We start from the raw sequence: 21835 nt of genomic DNA, 5'->3' as shown, positions 1-21835 counted from the left end.
GGTCATCAGTGGTCACCCAGGCCGGAACCGGTCTCGTGCGCATCGCCGTCGTCGCCCCGAACCGACGGCTCGATCTCGCCCTGCCCGAGCATCTGCCGCTCGTCAGGCTGCTCCCCGCCGTGCTGCGGCAGGCGGAGGAGCACCCGTCGGACGGGACGTCACACGGTGGCTGGACGCTGCGCCGCACCGACGGCACCGCCGTCGACCTCAACCGCACGCTCGCCGTGCAGAACGTCCGGGACGGCGAGACGCTGCACCTGGTGCCGCGCCGCACCGAGTGGCCCGAGCTGGCGTACGACGATCTGATGGAGGCTGTCGCCGACGGTGCGCGCCGGCGCGGGGTGGCCTGGAACCCGTTCGCGACCCGGCTGACCGGTCTGATCGTCGGCGGCGCGCTGCTGCTGCTCGGCCTGGCCGTCATCGTCGCATCCGACGAGCCCGGCTGGCTCGGCGGCGTGATCGCCCTCGGCACCGCCGCGGTGCTGCTGCTGGTCGGGATCGTGTTGTCCCGGGCGATGGCCGACTCCCTCGCCGGGGCCGTGGTCGCCGCCGCCGGTCTGCCGTACGCCTTCGTCGGCGGCACCCTGGTGATCGGCACCGGGGAGTCCGTCTGGGCGCTCGGTGCGCCGCACGTGCTGCTCGGGTCCGCCGTCCTGCTCCTCGCCGGCCTGCTCGGCTTCCTCGGTGTCGGCGACGCGACCCGGGTCTTCGTGGCGGCGGTCTTCGCCGGGTTCTGGGGCATGCTCGGCGGCCTCTTCGCCCTCGGCTCGATGGACGCGGCGCAGGGCGCGGCGATCGTGGTCAGCGTCGTGACCCTGCTGCTGCCGGCGATGCCGCTGCTCGCCGTGCGGCTCGGCAAGATTCCGATGCCGGCGCTGCCCCGCACCGCCGAGGACCTGCTGCGCGACGAGCCGCAACCCCGGCGCGAGTTGATCTATCAGGCCACCGCCCGGGCCGACGAGGTGCTCACCGGCATGATCTTCGGCTCGTTCGTGGTCACCGTCGGCGGCCTGATCGTGCTCACCGCACACGGCTCGGTCGCCGCCCTGCTGCTGACCGGAGTGGTCGCACTCGGTCACCTGCTGCGTGCCCGGCTGGTGCCGACCGTCCGGCACCGCGTGCCGCTGCTCGCCGTGGGCCTGGTCGGCCTGGCCCTGCTGCCCCTGATCGGCGCGGCGGACGCCGACACGGTGCTGCGGGTGCTGGCGGTGCTGCCGGTGGCGGTGGTCGCGGCCGGGTTCTCGGTCAGCGCCGGGCTCGCCTACAGCCGGCGCGCCCCGTCGCCCCGACTGGCCCGCCTGGGGGACATGCTCGACATCCTGCTGCAACTGGCCGTGGTGCCGGTGGCCTGCAGCGTGCTGGGCCTCTACGCGTTCATGCGCGCGCTGAACGGCTGACGCCGGCGCCAGCCATCGGTCCGTCGAGGTCTCCGGGGCGCCGAACGCTCACAGCGCGACGTCGCTGACCGCCGGCGCCCTGCCACCGCGGATGAGCGCGACGATCGCGGTGTCGATGTCCGGGCCGATGAAGAAGTCGTCGGCCCAGTGCAACTGGAAGACCCGTCCCTGAGCGTCGATGACGAGTTCCGAGGGCCCGTCGGCGTTGTTGCCGAGCGGAAAGACCGGGATGCCGTACTCCTCGGCGAAGACCTCGGAGCCCTCCGCCAACACACCGCCCCGGGTGGGATGCAGGGCGCTTCCGAAGCCGCCTCCCGGCTCGCCGTGCCCGCCGAACTGGGGCAGGCGCAGGCCGCCGAATTCGACCAGGGCGGCGCGTGCCGCCGGGAAGAACTCCAGCCCGGCCAGTTCGTCGGCGAAACGGGTCAGCCACAGGTCGACTGCGGCCGCCATGTCCCGGCCGGGAAACCAGCCGGCCTTCTCCAGCACCTCGCGGACGTCCGGCGGGAAGCGGCCCTCGGCGGCGCGGTGCTTCGCGTACCGTTCGGCGATCGCCGGGGCGGGCAGCGACGGCCACTGGGACAGCTCCCCGGTCTCCCGGTCGATGACCGCCGTGGGTTGTCCGGTTGCCGACGGTGGCCGGGGCGGCCCGTTCGCCGCCGCCGGCTCGGGCTCACGGCGAGAGACGATGAAGCCGAGATCGAACTCGTGGAGGTCGACCTCCGGCGTCGGGCCGGGGTGGCCGGCGGCGGCCCACTCCCGGGCGCGGGCCAGCGCCTCGTCACGACTGATCATCGGAACTCCCTCGGGCCGTGGTCGTCCTGGTCGCCGGCTGCGACCGGGTGCCGGCACCACGGTGTTCGGCGCGGTGCCTATCGTAGGCACCGCGGTCCGGCGCTTCTGTCCGCGCCGACCGTACGCCAGGGGAGGATGCCATGCCGTCGCGGCGGGACCAGGTCCAGTCGTACCAGTTCTTCGTCCAGCGGATGACGTCCGCGCTCGTGGCGCGCGAGCCCGATCCGGAGAGCGCGCCGTTCCGGCGGCTCGGTGGCGCCAGCTTCGCGGGCGTCATGGTCGCGGTGCTCTGCCTCGCCGCGGTGGGCGTCTACGGCCTGCTGCGTCCCGGCGGCGCCACCAAGTGGAAGGCGGGCGGGGCGGTCGTCCTCGAGAAGGAGACCGGCACCCGGTACGTCTACCGGGAGGGCCGGCTGCACCCGGTGGTCAACTACTCGTCCGCGCTGTTGGCGATGGAGGCGGCGGCGCCCACCGTCTCCGTCTCCCGGAACTCGCTGGTCGGCACGCCACGCGGCCCCCGGATCGGCATTCCGGACGCACCGGACGCCCTGCCCGACCCGAAGCGGATCCTCTCCGGGCCGTGGACGCTCTGCACCCAACCGGCCCGGAACCAGGCCGGTGGGACCGTGGCCACCACCGTGCTCACCGTCGGCAGGGCACCCAGCGGCGGACGCGAGATGGGCGACACCGCGCTGCTGGCCCGGGACACCAAGACGAGCCGGCTGCACCTGATCTGGCACGACCACCGGTACGAGATCCGCAACCAGAAGATCGTCCTCGAAGGACTGATCATGACCGCGGAGCCGGTGGTCGACGTGGGCGGGGCGTGGCTCAACGCACTGCCCGCCGGCGAGCCGATCGGCACCCGGGCGGTGGCCGGCCGGGGTGAGCCGTCCGACGCGCTGCGGGATGCCAGGGTCGGCCAGATCTTCGTCGTGGAGAGTCAGAACGGCAGCCGCCAGTACTACCTCGCCGACCGGGAGCGGCTGGCTCCGCTGACCCCGCTGCAGGCCGACGTGTTGCTGGCCGATCCGGAGACGCGGCGGTCGTATCCGGACGGGTCGACGCCCCGGGCGGTACCGCTCGCGGCCGGCACCGCCGCAGCCGCCCCCAAGGCGTCGGTCCCCGCGGCGGGGCGTCACCGCGCGCCCGACGAACGCCCCGAGGTCGCTCGGCTGACCGGCGACCAGCCGGCCGTCTGCGCCGGCTACCGACCGGGGCAGGACGAGCCGACCCTGCTGTTGGACGCCCAGGTGCAGCCGGTGAAGGAGCCGGTACGCACCGGCGAGCAGACGGGCGACGGCATCCCGCTCGCCGACCGGGTGGTCATCGAACCGGGGTACGGCGTGCTGGTCGCCGCCATGCCGTCGCCGGACGCCCCGGCCGGCACCCTGAATCTGGTCACCGACCTGGGTTACCGGTATCCGTTGGCCTCCGAGGACGTGCCGGGGATGCTCGGCTATCAGGGTGTGCGGCCCGTCGAACTGCCGGCGAGCCTGGTCGTCCGGCTACCGGCCGGTCCCGCGCTCGACCCGGCGAGTGCGAAACGGGCGCTGGACCCGGAGTGACCGCACCCGCCACATTGGCGCACGTTGCGGGTTCGAACGCCGACCGGCCTAGCGTCGGCTGGACGCGACCCGTTACGGTTCGTACGAGAGATGGTGCACGAGCGCCGTAACAATGGCTGCCCCCCGGCGACGCGGGGCGATCGACGAGGACGGGGGTGACTCCACCATGACGATGCGTACCGACACCGGCCTTATGGTGAAGACCGAGGGTGACGTAGATGCCGTCGCCGACCGGCTCACCAGCAACCTGAACGGGCTGATGGACCAGCTCACGCCGCTGTACGACCAGTGGAAGGGCGCTGGTGCGGGCTCGTTCCAGCAGGTTCGCGAGCGGTTCGACCAGGACATGGCCCGGTTGAACGTGGCACTGCGGGCCATCGCCGAGGCCGTCGGGTCCGCCGGTAAGGACTACGACGTCAGCGACGACGAGATCCGGTCCGACATGGACTCTGCCGGTGCCACCGCCGGCCAGATCACCGCCGCGCTCAAGCTCTGACGGGGAGGGGTTCCGAGATGGAGATCCGTTACAACTTCGGTGCGTTGAACGCCGCGGCGGACAGCTGCGGCGGTGCCATGAGAAACCTGACGGGCGAGCTCGACGGGCTCAAGTCCGGCATCGCGCCGCTGCTCGCGACCTGGGACGGTGACGCCCGCGAGGCGTACTTCCGTCGGCAGAACGACTGGGAGTCGGCCGCCAACGACCTGCGTGACCTGCTCGGCCGGATCGAGAAGGCGCTGCGCGAGTCGGCGGCCAAGATGCAGGCCCGCGAGGCCGCGAACCGGGCGAAGTTCGGCGACTGAGCCCCACCGTCACGACGATGGCCCGGCCCCGTGCCGGGCCATCGTCGTTCCCGCCGTCTGACGACGCGGGCCCGTCCTCGGGCGTGCCCTGACCCCGCGGGCTCCGCCTCGGGGTCGTCCTCAGCCGCGGGGCAGCGAGGTGGGCACCCGGAAGAACGCCTCCTCGGGCTCGTCGACCTCCGGGCCCGGGGGTGGCGGCATCGCCGGTCGGGTCGGCCGCCACCGCAGGCGACGTCCGCGCGGCAGCAACGAGGCCACCGCGCCGATGGCGAGCGCGAGCGCCGCCACCACCAGCCCGCCCCAGAGCGCCACCCGGCCGAAGACGCCCCACCGCTGCGCGCGCTCCTGCGCCACCGGGTCGTACGACGGATCGGGCAGCGGGGGCTGGGCCACCGGAGCCCCCTTGGTCAGCCGCTCGGTGACCGCCCGGTACGGGTTCAGCACGCCCTGTCCGTAGCCCTGCTCCGGATTCCCGCGCGCCGGGTCCACCGTCGCGATCAGTCGGCGGGTGACCTCCTCCGCCGACAGGCCCGGCTCGGCGGCGCGGATCAGGGCGGCCGTCGCGCTCACCAGCGGGGCCGCGAAGCTGGTGCCGCTCCAGACCGCGTGGCCGGAGAGACGGGTCGCCGCCACCACCGCGCCGCCGGGCGCCACGAGATCGACGTACGGCCCGACCTGCGACTGCTTCACCCGCGCGCCCTGCTGGTCGATCGCGCCGACCCCGATCACACCCTCGTAGGCGGCGGGATAGGGCACCGGGTCGGGACGCTCGCCGTCCTGGTGCAGGTTGCCGGCGGCGGCGATCAGCACCACGTCCTTCTCCCGCGCATAGCGGATCGCGCTCTCGACGGCGGGGTCGGGGCGGTAGAGCGTCACGGACATGTTCACCACGTCCGCGCCGTCGTCGACCGCCCGGCGGATGGCCTGCGCGAAGACCGCCGTGGAGGCGCTCTCGCCCTGGCCGCCGCCCTCGTTGCCGGCCCGTTCGCTGACCCGGATCGGGACGATCGTGGCGTCCGGGGCCAAGCCGTGGAAGCCGACGCCCTCCTGCGGACGGGCGGCGATGAGGCTGGCGACCGCCGTACCGTGCGAGACGCAGTCGACGTCGCCGCCGGCGGTGCCGCGCAGCGCGTCGAAGCCCTTGGCCACCCGGCCGCTCAACTGGGCGTGGTTGCTGTCGGAGCCGGAGTCGATGACCGCCACCCGCACCTTCGCGCCCGTGCTGAACGGCCACACCCGTTGCGGCGCGAGCCACCGCTGGTGCCACGGGGTCTCTCTGATGACCTGCCCCGGATCGCTCGGGTTGCCGCAGACCGCCGGGGCCGCCACGGCCCGCGCCGGCGTGCCGAGGATGCTCGTGCCCGTCAGCGCCACCGCCAGGGCAACTGCGGACGTACGACGGCCGAGGGCCATTCCGCGCTCACCTCCCGTCTGCACGGCGTCGGTGCATGGTAGCGATCCTCGAACCTGGGACGGATACCCGATGTCGCGCAGGTTCAGTATGGTCGACCTGTCACGCCGTCGGTCGGATCGCGGCGGCGCATGGACGTGCAGGGGGAGGACGTCATGGACACGCAGGCGCTGCGCGCCCGGGCCGACGAGCTGATGGCCCAGTTCGAGCGGATGCGTTCGGGCGTGGGTGACCTCCAGCAACGACTCAAGGCCGTGAACGCCACCGTCACCTCCGACGACGGGTTCGTCACCGTCACCGTCGGCCCTCGGGGCCAGGTGGTCAAGGTGGAGTTCGACCCACGCATCTACCGGCGGCCCAACTCGAAGGAACTCTCCGCCACGGTCACCGACACGATCCGGCGGGCGACCGAGAAGGCGATGGCCGACGTCGAGGAGCTGTTGCGGCCCTTCGTGCCGGACAGCCAGTTCCAGGCGTACATGGACCACGACCTGGACGGCATCTTCCGCCAGCTGGACAGCGATCTTCCGCAGGAGGACGACCGATGAGTGACCCGAACGAGACCTTCGTCAATCCCGACGGCGCGCGGAACGGCGCCCGTGAGCTCGCTGCCGCCGGCTCGACGTTGGCCAGCCGCTGGGCGCGGCACGCGGCCACGATCTCCTCGCTCAACGCCTCGGCCCCCTGGGGCACGGACGAGCCGGGCAAGGAGTTCAACAAGCACTACCTGGAGGGTGGCGACGACGCCCCCGCCACCAACGTCCTCAGCGGCGGCAAGACCATCGTCGACCTGGTCAAGGTGCTGGGTCCCGACGTGACCAACGCCGTCGACGGCACCGTCGAGGTCGACGACACGGTCGACAAGTGGTTCGGCGGCAAGGACAAGTAACCTCCCACTTCCGGTCGGTCAGGTCAGGGCAGAGAGGCACAACAGGTGGCGGTACCGAATCCCAAGGCCTCGCTCGGCGAGTACGGGTGGGTCTGGGACGCCATTGCCTGGGTCAGTGCCGGTGAGGCGTGGCCCACCGGCGACGAGGACCGGATGCGCGACCTCGCCGAGGCGTGGAACGGTCTCGCCGAGACGATCAACGACGCCCTCGCCGACGCCGACCCGGCCGCCATGAAGATCCTCCAGAACTGGGGCGGCGGCGCCGGCGAGGCGTTCGGCCAGCTCTGGAACCAGGTCGGCGTCGATCCGGGCACCGGCCTGCCGCTGATCCAGGAGGCGGCGGCCGCCTTCGCCAGCGGCTGCGACAACGCGGCCATGGAGATCGAGTACGCGAAGCTGACGGTTCTCATCGCCGTGATGATCACCGTGATCGCGGTCTTCGTGGCGCTGCTGATGGCCTGGCTGGGCGGGGTGTCGGCCGGAGCGATCCCCGGCATCCTCGCCGCCGGCCGGCAGGCCGTGACGGTGGCGTTCCGGCGGCTGATCGCGCAGATGGGCCGGCAACTCCTCACCCGCGCCGGGATGCAGGCGGCCCTGCGCACCGTCGGCACCCAGATCAGTCGGCGGATCACCAGCGAGGCGCTACGCAACGCCGGACGGCGGTTCGCCCTCGAACTCGCCGAGGAGGTCGGCGAGGAACTCATCATCGACATCGGCGCCCAGGCGTACCAGATGAACGCCGGCACGCGGAAGGAGTGGGACGTCAAACGTACCGCCACCGCGGGCGTCGGTGGCGCCATCGGCGCGGTCCTCGGCACCGGCCTGAACGCCGGCACCCGCTTCGCCCGCAACAACGTTGCGCCCCGGATGCCGGTCTCGTTCAGCCCTCCCTCGATGAACTTCCGGGGCGCCGGGGTCGTCCGCTGGGGTGGCAACGCGCTCGCCGCCGGTGCGCAGAACGCCGTCATCTCCCCGGCCGCCAGCGTCCTGGCCAACGGCCTCGTGAACCAGCAGTGGAGCATGCCGGGAGCCGACGCGTTCCTCGGCGGCTTCGCCAGCGGCGCCGGTCGCGGCGGGGCCACGATGGCGGCCAGCAACCTCGGCAGCGGCATGGCGAACCTGCAAAACCGGCTCGCCGGCTTCGACCCCGGCACCGGGCCGGGTGCCGGGACTGGCACCGGCACCGGGAACCCGGCAGTCGGCGGTGCAAACCTCGGCAACCTCGGCAACGGCCCGGGGGCCGGCGCCGGCACGGGAACGGGCACCGGCACGGGAACCGGCAGCGGCACAGGAACCGGCACGGGAACCGGCAGCGGAACGGGAACCGGCAGCGGCGGCGCGGGTTCGACCTCGGGTTCCGGTTCGGGTTCGGGCAGCGGGTCCGGCTCGGGTTCCGGTTCCGGCAGCGGGTCCGGCTCGAGCTCGGGCAGCGGGTCCGGCTCGGGCAGCGGGTCCGGCAGCGGGTCCGGCTCGAGCTCGGGCAGCGGGTCCGGCTCGGGCAGCGGGTCCGGCTCGAGCTCGGGCAGCGGGTCCGGCTCGGGCAGCGGGTCCGGCTCGGGCAGCGGGTCCGGTTCGGGCTCGGGCAGTGGTTCGAGCGGCAGCAGTCAGGGCGACGGGAGCACCGACACCGGCCCGAGCAACGCGCCGACCACCGGGTCCGGATCGATCTCGCTCGCCCCACCGACGGCCGACGCCGGCGCCCCGCCGGCCGCGGACACGTCCGACACGTCGACCGCGGGCACCAGCCAGAGCACCGATCCGGGCACGAACGGCGGTACGCCGGCCGCCGGCACCCCGGTCGCCGCCGACGCGCCGGGCACTGGCCTGGTCACCGACCAGGGCTTCGCCGGCACCGGTACGGGCACGGGCTCCGACTCGGCCGCCTCGACCACCGGCGGCACCCAGGACGGGTCGTCCACGACCAACGTCGGCAACTCCACGGGGCCGTCCTCCGGGTCCGCCGTGGATGCTATGCCGTCGCAGACCACCGAACATCCCGGAACGAGCGACACCACGTCGGATTCCACGGGTGATCCGCTCGCCGGCGACCAGGCGCCCGCGGTCGTACCTGGCACGACGGCGAGCAACTTCGTCGCCGGTGGGCCTCCCGGCACCGTGCAGGCGACGCCGAGCAGCGGCGGCACCGCCACGAACCCGGCCGTGGTCGGGTCGACGGCAACGACGACCGCACAGCCCACTGCCAGCACGAACGCGCCCGCCGCGAACGCGTCGACCACGAATGCGCCCGCTGCGAACGCGCCGACGACGAACGCGCCCGCTGCGAACGCGCCGGGCACGGGTACGAGCAGTCAGACCGGGACGGGCACCCAGGCCGCGCCGGCGACCAACACCGGCACGAACACGCAGGCGACCACGGGCCGCCCGACACCCACCGTCAACCCGACCACTGCGAACTCGGCCGGCTCCATCTCGCTGGGGCCCGCCACCACGCCGTCGACCAGCGCCCCGACGACGAGCACCGCGCCGGCCAGCGACACCAACCAGGGCACTCCGAACCAGCCAGGCACAACGAACCAGCCAGGCACAACGAACCAGCCGGGCACCCCGGCGCAGCCGGGCACGACCAGCCAGCCCGGCACCAGCCAGGCCGACCCGTCCGGACGGCCGGAGGGGCGTACCCCGCTGGTCGGTGTCGGGCCCACGGACGTCGCCGCCGCGCCGGACGGCTCGACCCGCTCGGACGCCGCGCCGGCCGTCCCCGACGCGACCGGGACCAACCCGTCGAGCACGCCTGACCCGTCGGCAGCCCCGGAGGCCGACCCCGACACGACGACGGACCCGACGACGGACGCCGTTCCGGCCCAGCGGACTTCCGCCGACGGCGTGGTGCTCGTCCCGGTGTCGACCAACACTGATCCGAACAGCGGCACCCCGACCGCGCCGAACGCCAACAACGGGACGGTCGACCCCACCACGCTGACCCGCTCCACCGGCCCGACCGGTCGTGGCACCTACAGCTGGCACCTCGACCCGACCACCGTCCCCGGCGACCCGACCGGCCCGGACGCCGAGCAGATGCTCATCGAGGCGTCCCGGACGCTGGCCGAGACCGTCCGGACGTCGGTCAAGGCCAAGACGATCTCCAAGGGCAAGATGCCGGGCATGGCGGGCGCGCTGATGATGCCGAACGGCGACATCACCACCCACACCAGCATGAGGCCCGACAAGGGCACCACGCCGCGAACCGAGCCAGCGGTACACCCGCTCGCTCAGGCCGCCCTAGGCCGCACCCAAGCTGCCCTGGGCAACGACGTCGGCGCCGGCCACGGCCAGTGCGCCGAGGTCGCGCTGGTGTCGGATCAGCTCTACCGGCTTGAGCAGCAGTGGCGGGAGGCTGGCGAGCCAGGGACCTTCGAACAGTTCGCCCTGGACGCCTTCCAGGGGTCGAAGATCGTCACACACCAGGTCGCCACCGGCTTCGATGACGCCGGGGTTCGATACGACCTGGGCCACTACCGGGCGCCGTGCCGTTCCTGCGAACACTTCCTGCCACAGTTCAACGTCGATCCGATCGCGGATCCGGACAGATCGCCGTCGGTCTACCAGCCGCCGGTGCCCGGGGTGGTGGGCAACGGGCGACCGCTGAGCGACTCCCGTCCGTACGGGGATCCGCAGGGCTTGGTGCCGCCGGACCAGGCCGACCAGCAGGCACTGGACGATGCCGTGCCTCGCGACCCGGACACCGGCCGGCCGGAGGTGCACCCCGACCCCCGCGTGGGCAACTGGGCGGACCTGGTCAACGACGGAGGGCCGACGGTTCCCGGCCGGGACCGGAACTGCGCCGACGCCGGCCTGTCCTTCCTGTCCACCTGGTTCGGCCGGCCCGAGGTGGCAGCGGCCACGGCGGACGCGGCGACCGTCGAGCGCGACAGCACCGCCCGGCAGGAACAGGCACTGCGCACCACCTTCAGCCACCGCGGCACCAGCACGTCCGGGCTGGCCGAGATCGCCGCCGCTCTTCGGGACGCCGGCCACGGCTCGGCTGCCCTCATCATCACCACCTCCACGGACGCCAGCGGCCGGGCCCACACCTGGAACGCGGTGAACCACAACGGGACGATCGTGTGGGTCGACGTTCAGGCGCGAACGGTCTCCGACACCGGCCCGATCTACAGCGCCGGGGTCGACAACGTCTGGTCCATCACGCTCGACGCCCAGGGTGACCCGGTCACGCCGGGCGTCACCCGGAGCGACGCCGACGCCCCGACCGCGCGGCCGGACCCGGTGCCGCCGCACTCCACCGCACCGGCTGACCAGAACTCCGAGCCGGGCGCCGCTGACACCACGGCTGCCCAGGACCAACCGGCCGCCGCCTCCGCTGCCGACACAAGCGGAGTTGACGCAGATCTGCCGTCAGGCGACCCGACCATCGACGACCCGGCGGCCGACACGTCGACCGCCACCGGCCCGGACGCCGCGCAGAGCGGCGCCGCGATCCGACCGCGCAACATACTCGACGTAACCGCCCAGGATCGCTGGGCGGCCCGCGCGTACGACATGTTCCGGTCCGATCCGACCGACGTCGCACAGATGGCGGAGAACCTGGCGCAGGTGCCACGCGACGATGGCTCGGTCGGCTTCAGCACGGCCGAAATCCAACAGATCAAACAGCACCTGTTCGTCAACGAGCATCTGTTGAACGTCTACGACGACAACGGCGACGTGGTCGGCCACGAGCTCGGCCACTTCGAGCCGGACGCGGACATCGCCGAGGCGTGGATCCGTCTGCGCGGCGGCGAGCCGCTGCCCCAGGACGTGGTGCTGCTCGAGCACGAACTGCGCGAGTCGCGCTACGAGCGCGAACACCCGAATGCGACGTACGCTGAGGCGCACGCGTATGCGAACGAGCGGTTCAACTGGGAACAGAACGTCCCCGAGCGCACCGGGGAGGATCTTGATAGTTGGGGACACCGGGATGGCGATACTGCAACGCTTCCGCAAGGCCGAGGAGACCGACCAGGAGGTGCGCTACCTCTTCGGACACCCGATGATGGACCGGCAGTTGACCATCAACAAGCTGGACCGGACGTACCGGGTGGCGGACCAGCGGGAGGACATGGCCTTCCGGGCGGTGCTACGACGGATCATGGCCCGCGAGGCGGACGAGAAGGCCTGGCCAGCGGGGGGCGGGGTCCAGTCCTAGACGGCGCTCTGCCGCCAGGCGACCCGACCGTCGACGGCCCGTCGACCGAGGAAACGGCCGGCGACCCGACCGTCGACGGCCCGTCGACCGAGGAAACGGCCGGCGAGCAGACCGCCGACGACCCGTCGACCGAGGTCACAGCCGGCGATCAGACCGTCGAGGAGCCGCCCGGGGACGACGACCAGACCCAGGGCTACCCGGACATGCAGGGCTGGCCGATGCCGGACACCCGGCGTTTCGGGCCGGACGAGTTGGCGCCGCTGGAGGACCCCCGGTTCCAGGACGATGTCGCCGACAGCCTCCGAACCCCCGACGGCTACGCCGTCTTCGCGGATCCGTCCACCCACCCGTACGGTCAGCTGATCAACGACGGCGGGGTGGGCCAGCCCGGCCGGAGCAACAACTGCATCGACTGCGCCCTGGCGGCGCTGGCCAGCTTCTTCGGCGATCCCCAGGTGGCCCTGCCGCGCTGGCCCGACCAGCTCGAGGACGGCTCCGTCGACACCGTGACCGGTGAGCTGGACGGCTTCGGCCGGGTGCAGAACTGGATCGGCGGCGAGTGGACCGGCGACAGCGAAGCGATGCCGTCCACTCCCGCCGAACGCGCTGCGGCGGTGGCCGACCGGTACGAACAGCTCTACCAGCGGGTCCAGGACGCCGGGCCGGGGTCGGCCGCGGTCGTCGTCGTCGAGTGGCTCGCCTTCGACGAGAACACCGGCGAGCCCCAGCTCGACGAGGACGGCAACGTGCGCGGGGCCGCGCAACACGCCTTCCTGATCGTCTACCCGGAGGGCGCGGACGGGCCGGTCTGGTGGGACCCACAGCAGGGCGACACCATCTCGGACGTGCTGCCCGGCGACTACGTTGAAGGGACGTACGACCTGTGGTCGATGGAGGTGCAACCGAGCGATGCCGATGACCAGGGAGGAAGCCCGGCAACTGATGACCCGCCTGCTGGGGACCAGCAACCCGGTGGCGGTGTTCCCGTTCGAGTTCGGCTGGGCGGCCCAGGAGACGCTCTCTCCGCAGGACCGGGCGCAGGGCAGGCATCTGGGCCAGGGGGTCTTCATCATCGACGAGACGGGAGTGGTGACGGCCCATCCCAGCCTGCCGCCACCCCTGGTGATGAAGCGGTACGCGGCGGCACGCCGGCAGGGTCGGGTGACCGGGCGGCAGGTGTGGCCGAAGGTGGACCAGCCGGACTGACCTCGACCGACGCCGACGCCAACGCAGATGTCGACGTCGACGTCGACACGACCGCACCGGGCCTCGACACCGACCAGACCGCGCGGCCGGCAACCGTGGACGGCACCGACACGTCCACCGACGGCAGCGTGGCGACGAGCGAGCCGATCACCGCGAGCGCGCTGCCCGGCACGGCCTTCCATGGCGAGGGACGGGCGCAGGCCGATCCTGACGCCGTCCTCGACCGGGCGCGGGCCGCGCTGCCCGATGTGGCCGCCCACGCCGGCGTGCAGGCCGTGACCGCCCTGACCGACGGGACGTACCAGGTCACCCGCGCCGACGGCAGTCAGTTCAACCTCCGGGTGACCAGCGCCCCGGTCGCCGACCGCGCGGTCGCCGCCAGCGTGTTCGACACCGACGGCACGGCCGTGGTGACGGTCTCCGACCGGGCTGCCGACGCGGTGATCGAGCGTGCGCTGGCGCACGAGGTTGCCGAGCTGGCCGCCCTCGGGCAGCCGCTGGCGGAGGGCGCATCGGTCGTCACGCCGCTCACCCCCGCCGACGTGGCCGAACTGGTGACGGCCGCGCACCAGGCCCGGACCGCGGACAAGTGGTCCCGATCGGCCGCGCGACGCGAGCTGGCCGCCCTCGTGGACCGGCTGGGCCTGCGTGACGGCATGCTCGGCGCCGAGCAGCGGATCGCGGCCCTGCCCGCCGAGGCGCGGGCCGCGCTGGCCGACGCGACCAGCCAGCGCTCGGCCCGGACGAGCGAGCGCTCCCGGCTGCGCGCCGACCGCCGCGCCGCCGAAGCGGAATCGAACGCCCGCCCCACCGGTCTCCCCCGAATGCGGACGTACCTGGTCACGCATCTCACCGTGAACTCTCTCCTGGCCGCGCTGGCGGCGAAGCTCACCCTGGATGCCGGCGGCCGGCCGGAGGTCGCCCTGATGATGGGCGCCGCCGCGGTCGTCGGGGCGATCGCCACCGGGCCGGCGAAGTGGCTGGGCAAGCGGGCCGGCCTGGCCGCCGAGGACCGGCGGGCGCGGTACGACGCCCGTCAGGACGCCCGCAGCGCCGCGGAGACGGACATCACCACCGGAGAGTCGCTCGCAGCCCGCACCGACGACGCGGCCTCGGCGCTCCAGGAGTTGGGCGAGGCGGTGACCGGGCTCGGCGAGCAGGCCGCGGCCGTCCAGGAGCAACTCCGCCAGGGCGAGCGCCGGCACCGGCTGCTGGGCCGACCCCGCCGGTTCCCACCGGTCGGCGCGGACCCCTCGGCGCCGGCAGGCCGCGAACCCGGCAGCAGTACGCCGACCTCGCCCGACGGTCGCAGTGTTCCGCCCGTCGTCGGGTTGACCCCGCACGAGCACGGACGGCTCGCCGAGTTGCGCAGTCTTGTCGCCCGTCACGACGGGGCGCGGCCCTGGTCCCGGCTCAGCACGGGCCGGGAGATCCGGGCGCTGCTCGACAACCTCGGGCTGCGGCAGGGTACGCCGGGTGCGAGCCAGCGCCGAGACCTGCTGCCCGCCGACGTGCGGCCGCTCGTCGACCGGTTCGGCGACTCGCGGACGGCCGCGGTCCGGGAGCGGGCCCAGGTCGTCATCGGCCGTCAATCGGCCGACGGGCAGCGGCCGGGCACAGTCGCGCCCTGGTGGATGTCGGTGGTGGAGACCGCGCCGAACCTGCTGACGGCCGCCACCATCGTGCAGGTCGGTAACCTCCTCGGCCAGCTGAAGTTCGGCTGGTTCGGCATCGCGGGCGCGCTGGCCGCGGCGGCGACCGGCGTGGCGGTCGATCCGGTGATCAGCCGCAAGGAGGCCGCCGCCAGCGACGCCCGGCAGACCTGGGACACGGAGCACCCGGCGCTGCCGGCGGATGCGCTGCTGTCCCAGGCGGCAGAGGCGCTCGCCGATCCGGTCAGCGCAGTGGCCGACCGCACCGCGGCCGCCGCCCGACGGACGGTCGACCTGGAGCAGCGCCTGGCCGACCTGGAACGCCGGCTCGCCGAGTCGCAGCGCCGCAACGGCGTCGCCGGCTCGCTCCGCCGCCTGCTCGTCGGTGACCCGGCCTGGGCGGGGTTGGCCGCGCCGGACGTCACGACGACCCCTGCGCCCCGCGCGTCGACCGATCCGACGACGTCGACCGACCCGGCCGCTGCCGCATCCCGCGACCCACGCGACACGGCATCGCTGCAACGGCTGGCCGAGCTTGCCGCGCGGCACGAGGCCGTGGGCCCGCTGGCCCGCCCGTCGGTGGCCCGGCAGCTGCAGGTCCTGGTCGACCAGCTCGGTCTGCGGGAGGGCACGCCGGGCGCGGATCAGCGCCGTGAGCTGGTGCCGGCGGAGCTGCGACCGGTGGTCGAACGGCACGGGCGTCCGGGCCTGACCGGCCGGGCGGCACAGCTGCTCACCCGCCCGCCGGCGCACGCGACGGACAGCGCCCAACGGCCGAGCAACGTGCCGAGCATCGGGGTCTACGCCGTCGAGCAGACGCCCGGCCCCCTGGTGCAGGCCGGGACGACGGTCGGGCTGGCCAGGGCCCTCCAGGTCGCCGCCGGGGCCGGACCGGTCAACATGCTGGCCGGTGCGCTCGCCGGTCCGCTCCGTGACCTGCTGCTCAAGCGCGTCGAGGCCCGGATCGCGGACGCCCGCCGGGCCTGGGACCTGGCCAGCCCCAACCCGGCGACGGACCCCACGTCGCGGGTGGCAGGAATCGCCGGCCCGTCGGCGACGGCCGTGACCGACGCCGCTCGGCAACTCGACGCGGCCTCGCGGCGCCTCGACGACATCAACGCGGCCATGGACCGGCTGGCGCAGCGGCACACCGGGTCGACCGAAACGTCGACCACTCCCGGTAGCACGACACCCGACCCGGCCGCTGCCGCGCCGGATCCGGCAGCCACACCGGACCCGGGCGGTACGCCCGATGCGACCGGTCCGGAAGGGCCGAGCAGGGCCGACGCCTGGGAGTTGCAGACGGCCGCGCACCAGGTGCGTACCGCTGATCCCGTCTCCCTGAAGCCTGCCCTGCGCGAGCTGCACGCGGTGATCGACCGGCTGGGTCTGCGGGACGGCATGCTCGGGGCACCGGACCGGATCGCGCAGCTGCCCCCCGAGGCCCAGCAGGTGGTCGCGGAGTTCGGCGGCGACCGCGCCGGCCGGGCACGGCAGCTCCGCACGCTCCGGGCCGAACGGCGGACCGCCGAGGACGCTCGTCCGCCGGGCATTCCCCGCCTGCGCACCTACCTCGTGTCGAGTGTGCTGACCACCGGGGTGACCGCCACCGCGGTGACCGCGGTCGCCGTGGCGGTGGCCAGTCCGCTGGCGCCGGTGATCCCCGTCGCCGCGGTGATCGCGGCGCCGGTGATCGGGCTGGCGAAGTGGCACGCCAAGCGGCACGGCCTCGCAACCGACGACGTGCGCAGCCGGTTCGACGCGCGCAGCGACGCCCGGGACGCCGCCGACCGGGTGGACCAGGTCATCGACCGGTTGAACGAGCCGATCGCCGAACTCGAGCAGGCCGCCGACCGGCTCGAGGACCGCCTGAGCGCCGCCGAGTCGGCCACCGACCGGCTGGCCGAACGGCTGGCGGAGACCCACCGCCGCTCCGGCCTGCTCCCCCGCCTCTTCGGTTCCGCCGACAACGCGCAGACCGACCCGACCGCGACCAACCCGGCGAACGGCACCGACCCGGCGAACAGCACCGACCCGGGGGCCGGCCCGAACCCGGCGGGCAGCGGCGACCCCGGCAACGGCACCGACCCGGGCCGCATCACGGCGGCGGCCGTACCGAACTCCGGTTTCCACGGTCTGGGGCGGCCGACGGCCGACCCGGCCGCGGTGCTGGACACGGCTCGCGCCGCGTTGCCGCAGGTGGCCCCGTACGCCGGGGTGGACGAGGTCGCCGCGGTCGCGCCGGACCGCTTCGAGGTGCGCGCGGCCGGCCTGTTCCCGCTGCGGGTGGAGCTGACCGTCGGCCCGCTGACCGACGGGGTGGTGGCCCAGTCGACGCGCAATCCCGACGGGTCGTTCACGGTGACCGTCTCGGACCAGGCCGTGGACGACGTCATCGCCAGGGCGCTCGCGCACGAGGTCGCCGAGCTGGTGGCGCTGCACGAATCCGGCCAGGCGCTGGTCGGCCCGCTCGACCCGGGCAACGTCGACGGGCTGATCGACCCGGCCGGGCTCACCGCGCACGACCGGGGCCGGATGGCCGAGATCCGCCTGCTCGCCGCCGAGTACGAGACCGGCGACCGGGCCACCCGGCTCGCCGTACGCGCCGAGATCGACGCCCTCGTCGACCATCTCGGCCTGCGGGTGGGTGATCCGGCCGCACCTGCCCGGTGGGCCGCCATGCCGCGGGACGCGGTCGCACACCTGATGCGCCTGAGCGTGCCGTCGGTGACGTCCGAGTCGGTCGCCCGGGTGCTGCGGGGCGGCCCGACGCTCACCGACGTCGAGCGGTTCCGGATGATCGACTATCGGGCCCGACTCGCCCCGGACTTCCAGGTGCCCTCGACCGGCGAACTCGACGCGCGGCTGCGCGAGCTGGCGGTGCAGGGCGAGCAGGCCCAGACCAGCCTGCCGCGGATGCCGGCGTACGCCGGGCAGATCATCGTCATGCCGCCGGCGCAGCTGGACGCGATCCGGCAGGTGGATCCGCAGCTCGCCGACCGGATCGCCGCCCAGGGTGTGTACGTCGACCTGACCGGCCAGTTCGACCTGCGGCCGTACGCGGTGGACAGCCAGCCCGAGATCAACGTGGGTGACGGCCGGACGGCGTTCGACCTGGGGACGCCGGCGGGCCGGCAGGCGCTGCTCGTCGAGGACCGGGTCCGGGCACGCGCCGCGTTGCGTGGTCTCACCGGCGGCCAGCCGGTCCCGTTGCTCGCCACCCACGACTTCCACTACCTGGGCGCGGGTCGGGTGATGGGCCTGGTGCCGGACGCGCTGACCCGGGTGCTGCGCGCGTTCAGTCCGATCGCCGAGGCGACGACCGCGGAGACCACCGCCACCGCCACCGTCCCGACGGAGACCGCCGTGGCCGCCGACCGGGTCACCCTGCCGACGGCCGAGGCGGGCACCCCCGCCGTGGCGTACGGGCAGGCGCTCGACGGCCAGACCGGCCAGCCGCCGCCGCTGTTCGACGGGCCGCCCAAGCGTGAGGACGTGCAGCAGGGCATGCTCGGCGACTGCGGCATGATCGCGGTCATCGGCGCGGTGGCCGGTCACCTGCCCACCGCGCTCGCCGACCTGTTCCACGTCAATGCCGACGGCACGGTGGACGTGCTGCTCCACGAGAGCAGCCTGCCCGGCCGCTCGGTGACGCCGACCGGGCGGCGGCTGCGGATCACCGTGCAGCCGGACGTGCCGCTGCAACCCGGCCCGGACGGCCGGACGGCCTACGCGGACCAGTCGTCGGTGGGCGTGGCCTGGGCGTCGCTGCTGGAGAAGGCGATCGGCGCGATCGACCGGACCTGGACGCCGGAACGCCACGACCAGTGGCAGCAGATGTGGACCAGCCGCCCCGGCGTGGCCGACACCCAGGCCGCTCCGCTCGGCTACGCACGGCTGAACAGCGGCAGCTCGCGGCCGATGCAGGCGGAGCTGCTCACCCAGCTGACCGGGCTGCCGACGTCGGTGGACAGATGGGACACCGCACCTGGTCAGGAGGCCGTCGCCGAGGCCCGGCTGGCGGAACTGCTGGCCGCCGGCAGCCCGGTGATCACCGGCACCCAGCCGGCGTCGGCGTACCAGACCGCGCAGCTTCCGCACGGCCTGTACGCCGGGCACGCCTACGAGGTGGTCGGCGTCGCCAACGGTCAGGTGCAGTTGCGTAACCCGTGGAACAGCAGCCACCCCACGCCGATGTCGGTGCGCGCATTCCTCGACCTGATGAGCCCCTGGTACGCGCACGTCGAGCTGGCCCGTACCGCCACCACCGCGGTGCCGAACTCGTCGTTCGACGGGCTCGGCCGGCCGACGGCCGACGCGGCGGCGGTGGTGGACGCGGCCCGGGCCGCGCTGCCCACGGTGGCCGGCGCCGCGCGGGCGGACCAGATCGTCGCGGTCGCCCCGGACCGGTTCGAGGTGCGGGTGGCCGGCCTGAACCCGCTGTCGCTGGGCGTGGCGGCCGGCCCGCTCGCCGACGGCGTGGTGGCCCAGACGGTGCGGAACCTGGACGGCTCGTTCACGCTGACCGTGTCCGACCGGGCGACCGACGCCGCGGTCACCCGGGCGCTGGCGCACGAGGTGGCTGAGCTGGTGGCGCTGCACGAATCCGGCCAGGCGCTGGTCGGTCAGCTGGACGCCGACCGCCGCGACGGGCCGATCGACCCGGCCGGCCTGACCGCGCAGGACCACGGCCGGCTGGCCGAGCTGCGGATCCTCGCCGCGTCGTACGCCGACGCGGATCCGGCGACCCGGCTCACCCTCCGGACCGAGATCGACGCCCTGGTCGACCATCTCGGGCTGCGCCTGGGCACCCCGGACGCGCACGCCCGCTGGGGCGTCCTCCCCGGCGACGTGGCCACCCACCTGATGCAGTTGAGCGCGCCGCAGGTGACTCCGGAGTCGATCGCCGACGTGCTCAGCGGCAACCCGACGAACGCCGTCGAGCGCTTCCGCGCGATCGACTACCGCTCCCGGCTGGCTCCGGACTTCCAGGTGCCTCCGGCCGCCGCGGTGGACGCCCGGCTGCGGGAGCTGGCCGTCCAGGGCGAGCAGGCGCAGTCCAGCCTGCCCCGGATGCCGGCCTGCGCCGGGCAGATCATCGCCATGCCGCCGGCCCAGCTGGATCTGATCCGGCAGGTGGATCCGCAGCTCGCCAGCCGGATCGCCGCCCAGGGCGTGTACGTCGACCTGAGCGGCCGGTTCGACCTGCGCCCGTACGTGCTCGACAACGCGCCGGAGTTCCGGCTGGCGGAGTCTCGGACGGTCTTCGACCTGGGCACGGAGGTGGGACGGCAGTCGCTGCTGACGGAGGACCGGGTTCGCGCCCGGGTCGCGTTCCGGGCCGAGTACGGCGCGAACCCCGCCGCCATGGCGGTGCTTAACACGCACGACTTCCACTACCTGACCAACGCGCGGGTGCTGGCCCTGGTGCCGGACGCACTCGCCCGGGCGTTGCGCGGGCTGGTGCCCGGCGCACCGCCACTGGACGTGGAGGTCGACGCGACCGTCATGGCCGGTGCGACCGCGGTGGTCGCCGACCGGGTCACGCTGCCGGCCGCGGAGCCGGGCCAGCCCGCCCCCGAGTACGGCCAGGCACGCGACGCGCAGACCGGCCAGCCGGCGCCGCTCTTCGACGGGCCGCCCCGCCGGGAGCAGGTGCGGCAGGGCATGCTCGGCGACTGCGGGATGCTGGCCACCATGGCCGCCGTCGCCGGCCACCGGCCGGACGCGATCGCCCGGCTGTTCCGGCCCAACCCGGACGGCACCGTCGACGTGCTGCTGCACGAGAGCACCCTGCTCGGCGACGTGACCAACCCGACGGGCCGGCAACTGCGGATCACCGTGCGCCCGGACGTGCCGCTTCGCCCTGGTTTCAACGGCGCGACCGCCTACGCCGATCAGTCGGTGAACGGCAGCTCCTGGGCGTCGCTGTTGGAGAAGGCGCTCGCGGCGGTGGATCGGACCTGGAGCACCGAACGCCATCAGCAGTGGCAGCGCGACTGGTCCTCCTGGCACAGCCCGAACGATCCGCACGTGGCCGCGCCGACCGGCTACGCCCGGCTGGGCGTCGGCAGCACCCCACGGATGCAGGCCGAGCTGCTCACCCAGCTCACCGGGGTGCCGAGTCGCGCCGAACAGTTCGACCCGACGCCGGGACGGGAGGCAGCCGTCGAAGCCCGGCTGGCCGCACTGCTGGCCGCCGGCAGCCCGGTGATCGCCGGCACCAGGTCGAGCGCGGACTACCCCGCATCGATCCGTAAGAAGCTTCCGCACGGGCTCTACGCCGGTCACGCCTACGAGGTGGTCGCGGTCGGCAACGGTCAGGTGCAGTTGCGCAACCCGTGGAACAGGGATCACCCGACGCCGATGACCGTGCGGGAATTCCTCGACCTGATGGGCAGGGACTTTGCCCACCTGGAGCCGCAGCCGGCTCCGCCGCCCCCGATGGCAGGTCCGCCAGCGGCGCCGGCGACTCCGCCGCCACCTGTGGCAGGTCCGCCAGCGGCGCAGCCGACTCCGCCGCACCCGGTGGCAGGCCCGCCAGCCGCGCCGCCGACCCCACCGCCCCCGGTGGCAGGCCCGCCAGCGGCGCCACCGGCTGGCTCCACGCCGCCGATCGCCACGTCGGCCCCGCACACCTTGGGCCGCACCTATCTGGAGGACGAGCGCTACACCCTCGTCTACTACGCCCTGCTGGCCACCGACGGTACGGTGAGTGGCCTGGGGGTGGTCGAGTCGTCCGAGCGGGGACAACGCTCGGCCCACTGGACGGCGGGCGGGGCACCGCCCGGTCCCGGAGGCTCGCTGCCGGTCCGCCGGGTTGAGGCCGAGCGGATCGCCCGGGAGGTGCTCGGCTTCGAGCTGCCCGACGAGGCGACGCTGCACGACATGCTGGGCGGGTGACCGTGCCGAGAAGAGAGCTGGAAGGAGAGCCGTTGCGCTCCTACACGGA

The 21835-nt window shown here is 73.9% G+C and carries 9 protein-coding genes; 7 read left to right on the top strand and 2 right to left on the bottom strand.

Features of this window, described 5'->3' with window-relative positions; all coding sequences use genetic code 11:
• The first annotated feature begins 8 nt into the window (after nucleotides 1–8).
• Nucleotides 9–1397, top strand: coding sequence for a type VII secretion integral membrane protein EccD (gene eccD, locus ACWENR_RS04990; RefSeq protein WP_452275753.1), 1389 nt, complete (start codon nucleotides 9–11; stop codon nucleotides 1395–1397).
• 48 nt (nucleotides 1398–1445) lie between these two features.
• On the opposite strand, the gene ACWENR_RS04985 is transcribed toward eccD, so the two are convergent.
• Entirely contained in the window at nucleotides 1446–2192 is a 747-nt protein-coding gene (locus ACWENR_RS04985) for an SUKH-3 domain-containing protein (protein ID WP_452275752.1), read from the bottom strand.
• A gap of 140 nt (nucleotides 2193–2332) precedes the next feature.
• Between ACWENR_RS04985 and eccB the strand changes: the two genes are divergently transcribed.
• The 3 genes from eccB to ACWENR_RS04970 all read left to right on the top strand — a co-directional run bounded on the left by eccB (nucleotide 2333) and on the right by ACWENR_RS04970 (nucleotide 4561).
• On the top strand, nucleotides 2333–3760 hold the full coding sequence (eccB, locus tag ACWENR_RS04980; protein ID WP_452275751.1) for a type VII secretion protein EccB: 1428 nt from the start codon (nucleotides 2333–2335) through the stop codon (nucleotides 3758–3760).
• Nucleotides 3761–3926: 166 nt separating this feature from the next.
• The gene (locus tag ACWENR_RS04975) at nucleotides 3927–4256 is read left to right on the top strand and encodes a WXG100 family type VII secretion target (protein ID WP_091098749.1); all 330 of its coding nucleotides are present in this window, start codon (nucleotides 3927–3929) and stop codon (nucleotides 4254–4256) included.
• Nucleotides 4257–4273: 17 nt separating this feature from the next.
• The gene (locus tag ACWENR_RS04970; protein ID WP_452275750.1) at nucleotides 4274–4561 is read left to right on the top strand and encodes a WXG100 family type VII secretion target; all 288 of its coding nucleotides are present in this window, start codon (nucleotides 4274–4276) and stop codon (nucleotides 4559–4561) included.
• A gap of 120 nt (nucleotides 4562–4681) precedes the next feature.
• Here the strand turns inward: ACWENR_RS04970 and mycP are convergent, their stop codons facing one another.
• On the bottom strand, nucleotides 4682–5974 hold the full coding sequence (gene mycP, locus ACWENR_RS04965; protein ID WP_452275749.1) for a type VII secretion-associated serine protease mycosin: 1293 nt from the start codon (nucleotides 5972–5974) through the stop codon (nucleotides 4682–4684).
• A gap of 153 nt (nucleotides 5975–6127) precedes the next feature.
• Between mycP and ACWENR_RS04960 the strand changes: the two genes are divergently transcribed.
• The 3 genes from ACWENR_RS04960 to ACWENR_RS04950 are packed head-to-tail and all read left to right on the top strand — an operon-like array spanning nucleotide 6128 to nucleotide 21786.
• Nucleotides 6128–6520 carry a YbaB/EbfC family nucleoid-associated protein gene (locus tag ACWENR_RS04960; protein ID WP_452275774.1) on the top strand — a complete coding sequence of 131 codons (393 nt, stop codon included), beginning with the start codon at nucleotides 6128–6130 and terminating at the stop codon, nucleotides 6518–6520.
• Nucleotides 6517–6861 carry a hypothetical protein gene (locus ACWENR_RS04955; protein ID WP_452275748.1) on the top strand — a complete coding sequence of 115 codons (345 nt, stop codon included), beginning with the start codon at nucleotides 6517–6519 and terminating at the stop codon, nucleotides 6859–6861. The genes ACWENR_RS04960 and ACWENR_RS04955 overlap by 4 nt, the downstream gene beginning before the upstream one ends.
• A gap of 45 nt (nucleotides 6862–6906) precedes the next feature.
• Nucleotides 6907–21786: a toxin glutamine deamidase domain-containing protein gene (locus ACWENR_RS04950; RefSeq protein WP_452275747.1), complete on the top strand. Its 14880-nt coding sequence runs from the start codon at nucleotides 6907–6909 to the stop codon at nucleotides 21784–21786.
• Nucleotides 21787–21835: the final 49 nt, after the last annotated feature.

Source organism: Micromonospora sp. NPDC004336 (assembly GCF_053602615.1).
This window is presented reverse-complemented; position numbering and strand designations above follow the sequence as displayed.

What these genes read in the sequence shown, in the direction of transcription:
- ACWENR_RS04975 (WP_091098749.1), top strand. Translation starts at nt 3,927, where the DNA reads ATGACGATGCGTACCGACACCGGCCTTATGGTGAAGACCGAGGGTGAC.
- ACWENR_RS04985 (WP_452275752.1), bottom strand. Translation starts at nt 2,192, where the DNA reads ATGATCAGTCGTGACGAGGCGCTGGCCCGCGCCCGGGAGTGGGCCGCC.
- ACWENR_RS04960 (WP_452275774.1), top strand. Translation starts at nt 6,128, where the DNA reads ATGGACACGCAGGCGCTGCGCGCCCGGGCCGACGAGCTGATGGCCCAG.
- ACWENR_RS04970 (WP_452275750.1), top strand. Translation starts at nt 4,274, where the DNA reads ATGGAGATCCGTTACAACTTCGGTGCGTTGAACGCCGCGGCGGACAGC.
- mycP (WP_452275749.1), bottom strand. Translation starts at nt 5,974, where the DNA reads ATGGCCCTCGGCCGTCGTACGTCCGCAGTTGCCCTGGCGGTGGCGCTG.
- ACWENR_RS04955 (WP_452275748.1), top strand. Translation starts at nt 6,517, where the DNA reads ATGAGTGACCCGAACGAGACCTTCGTCAATCCCGACGGCGCGCGGAAC.
- eccB (WP_452275751.1), top strand. Translation starts at nt 2,333, where the DNA reads ATGCCGTCGCGGCGGGACCAGGTCCAGTCGTACCAGTTCTTCGTCCAG.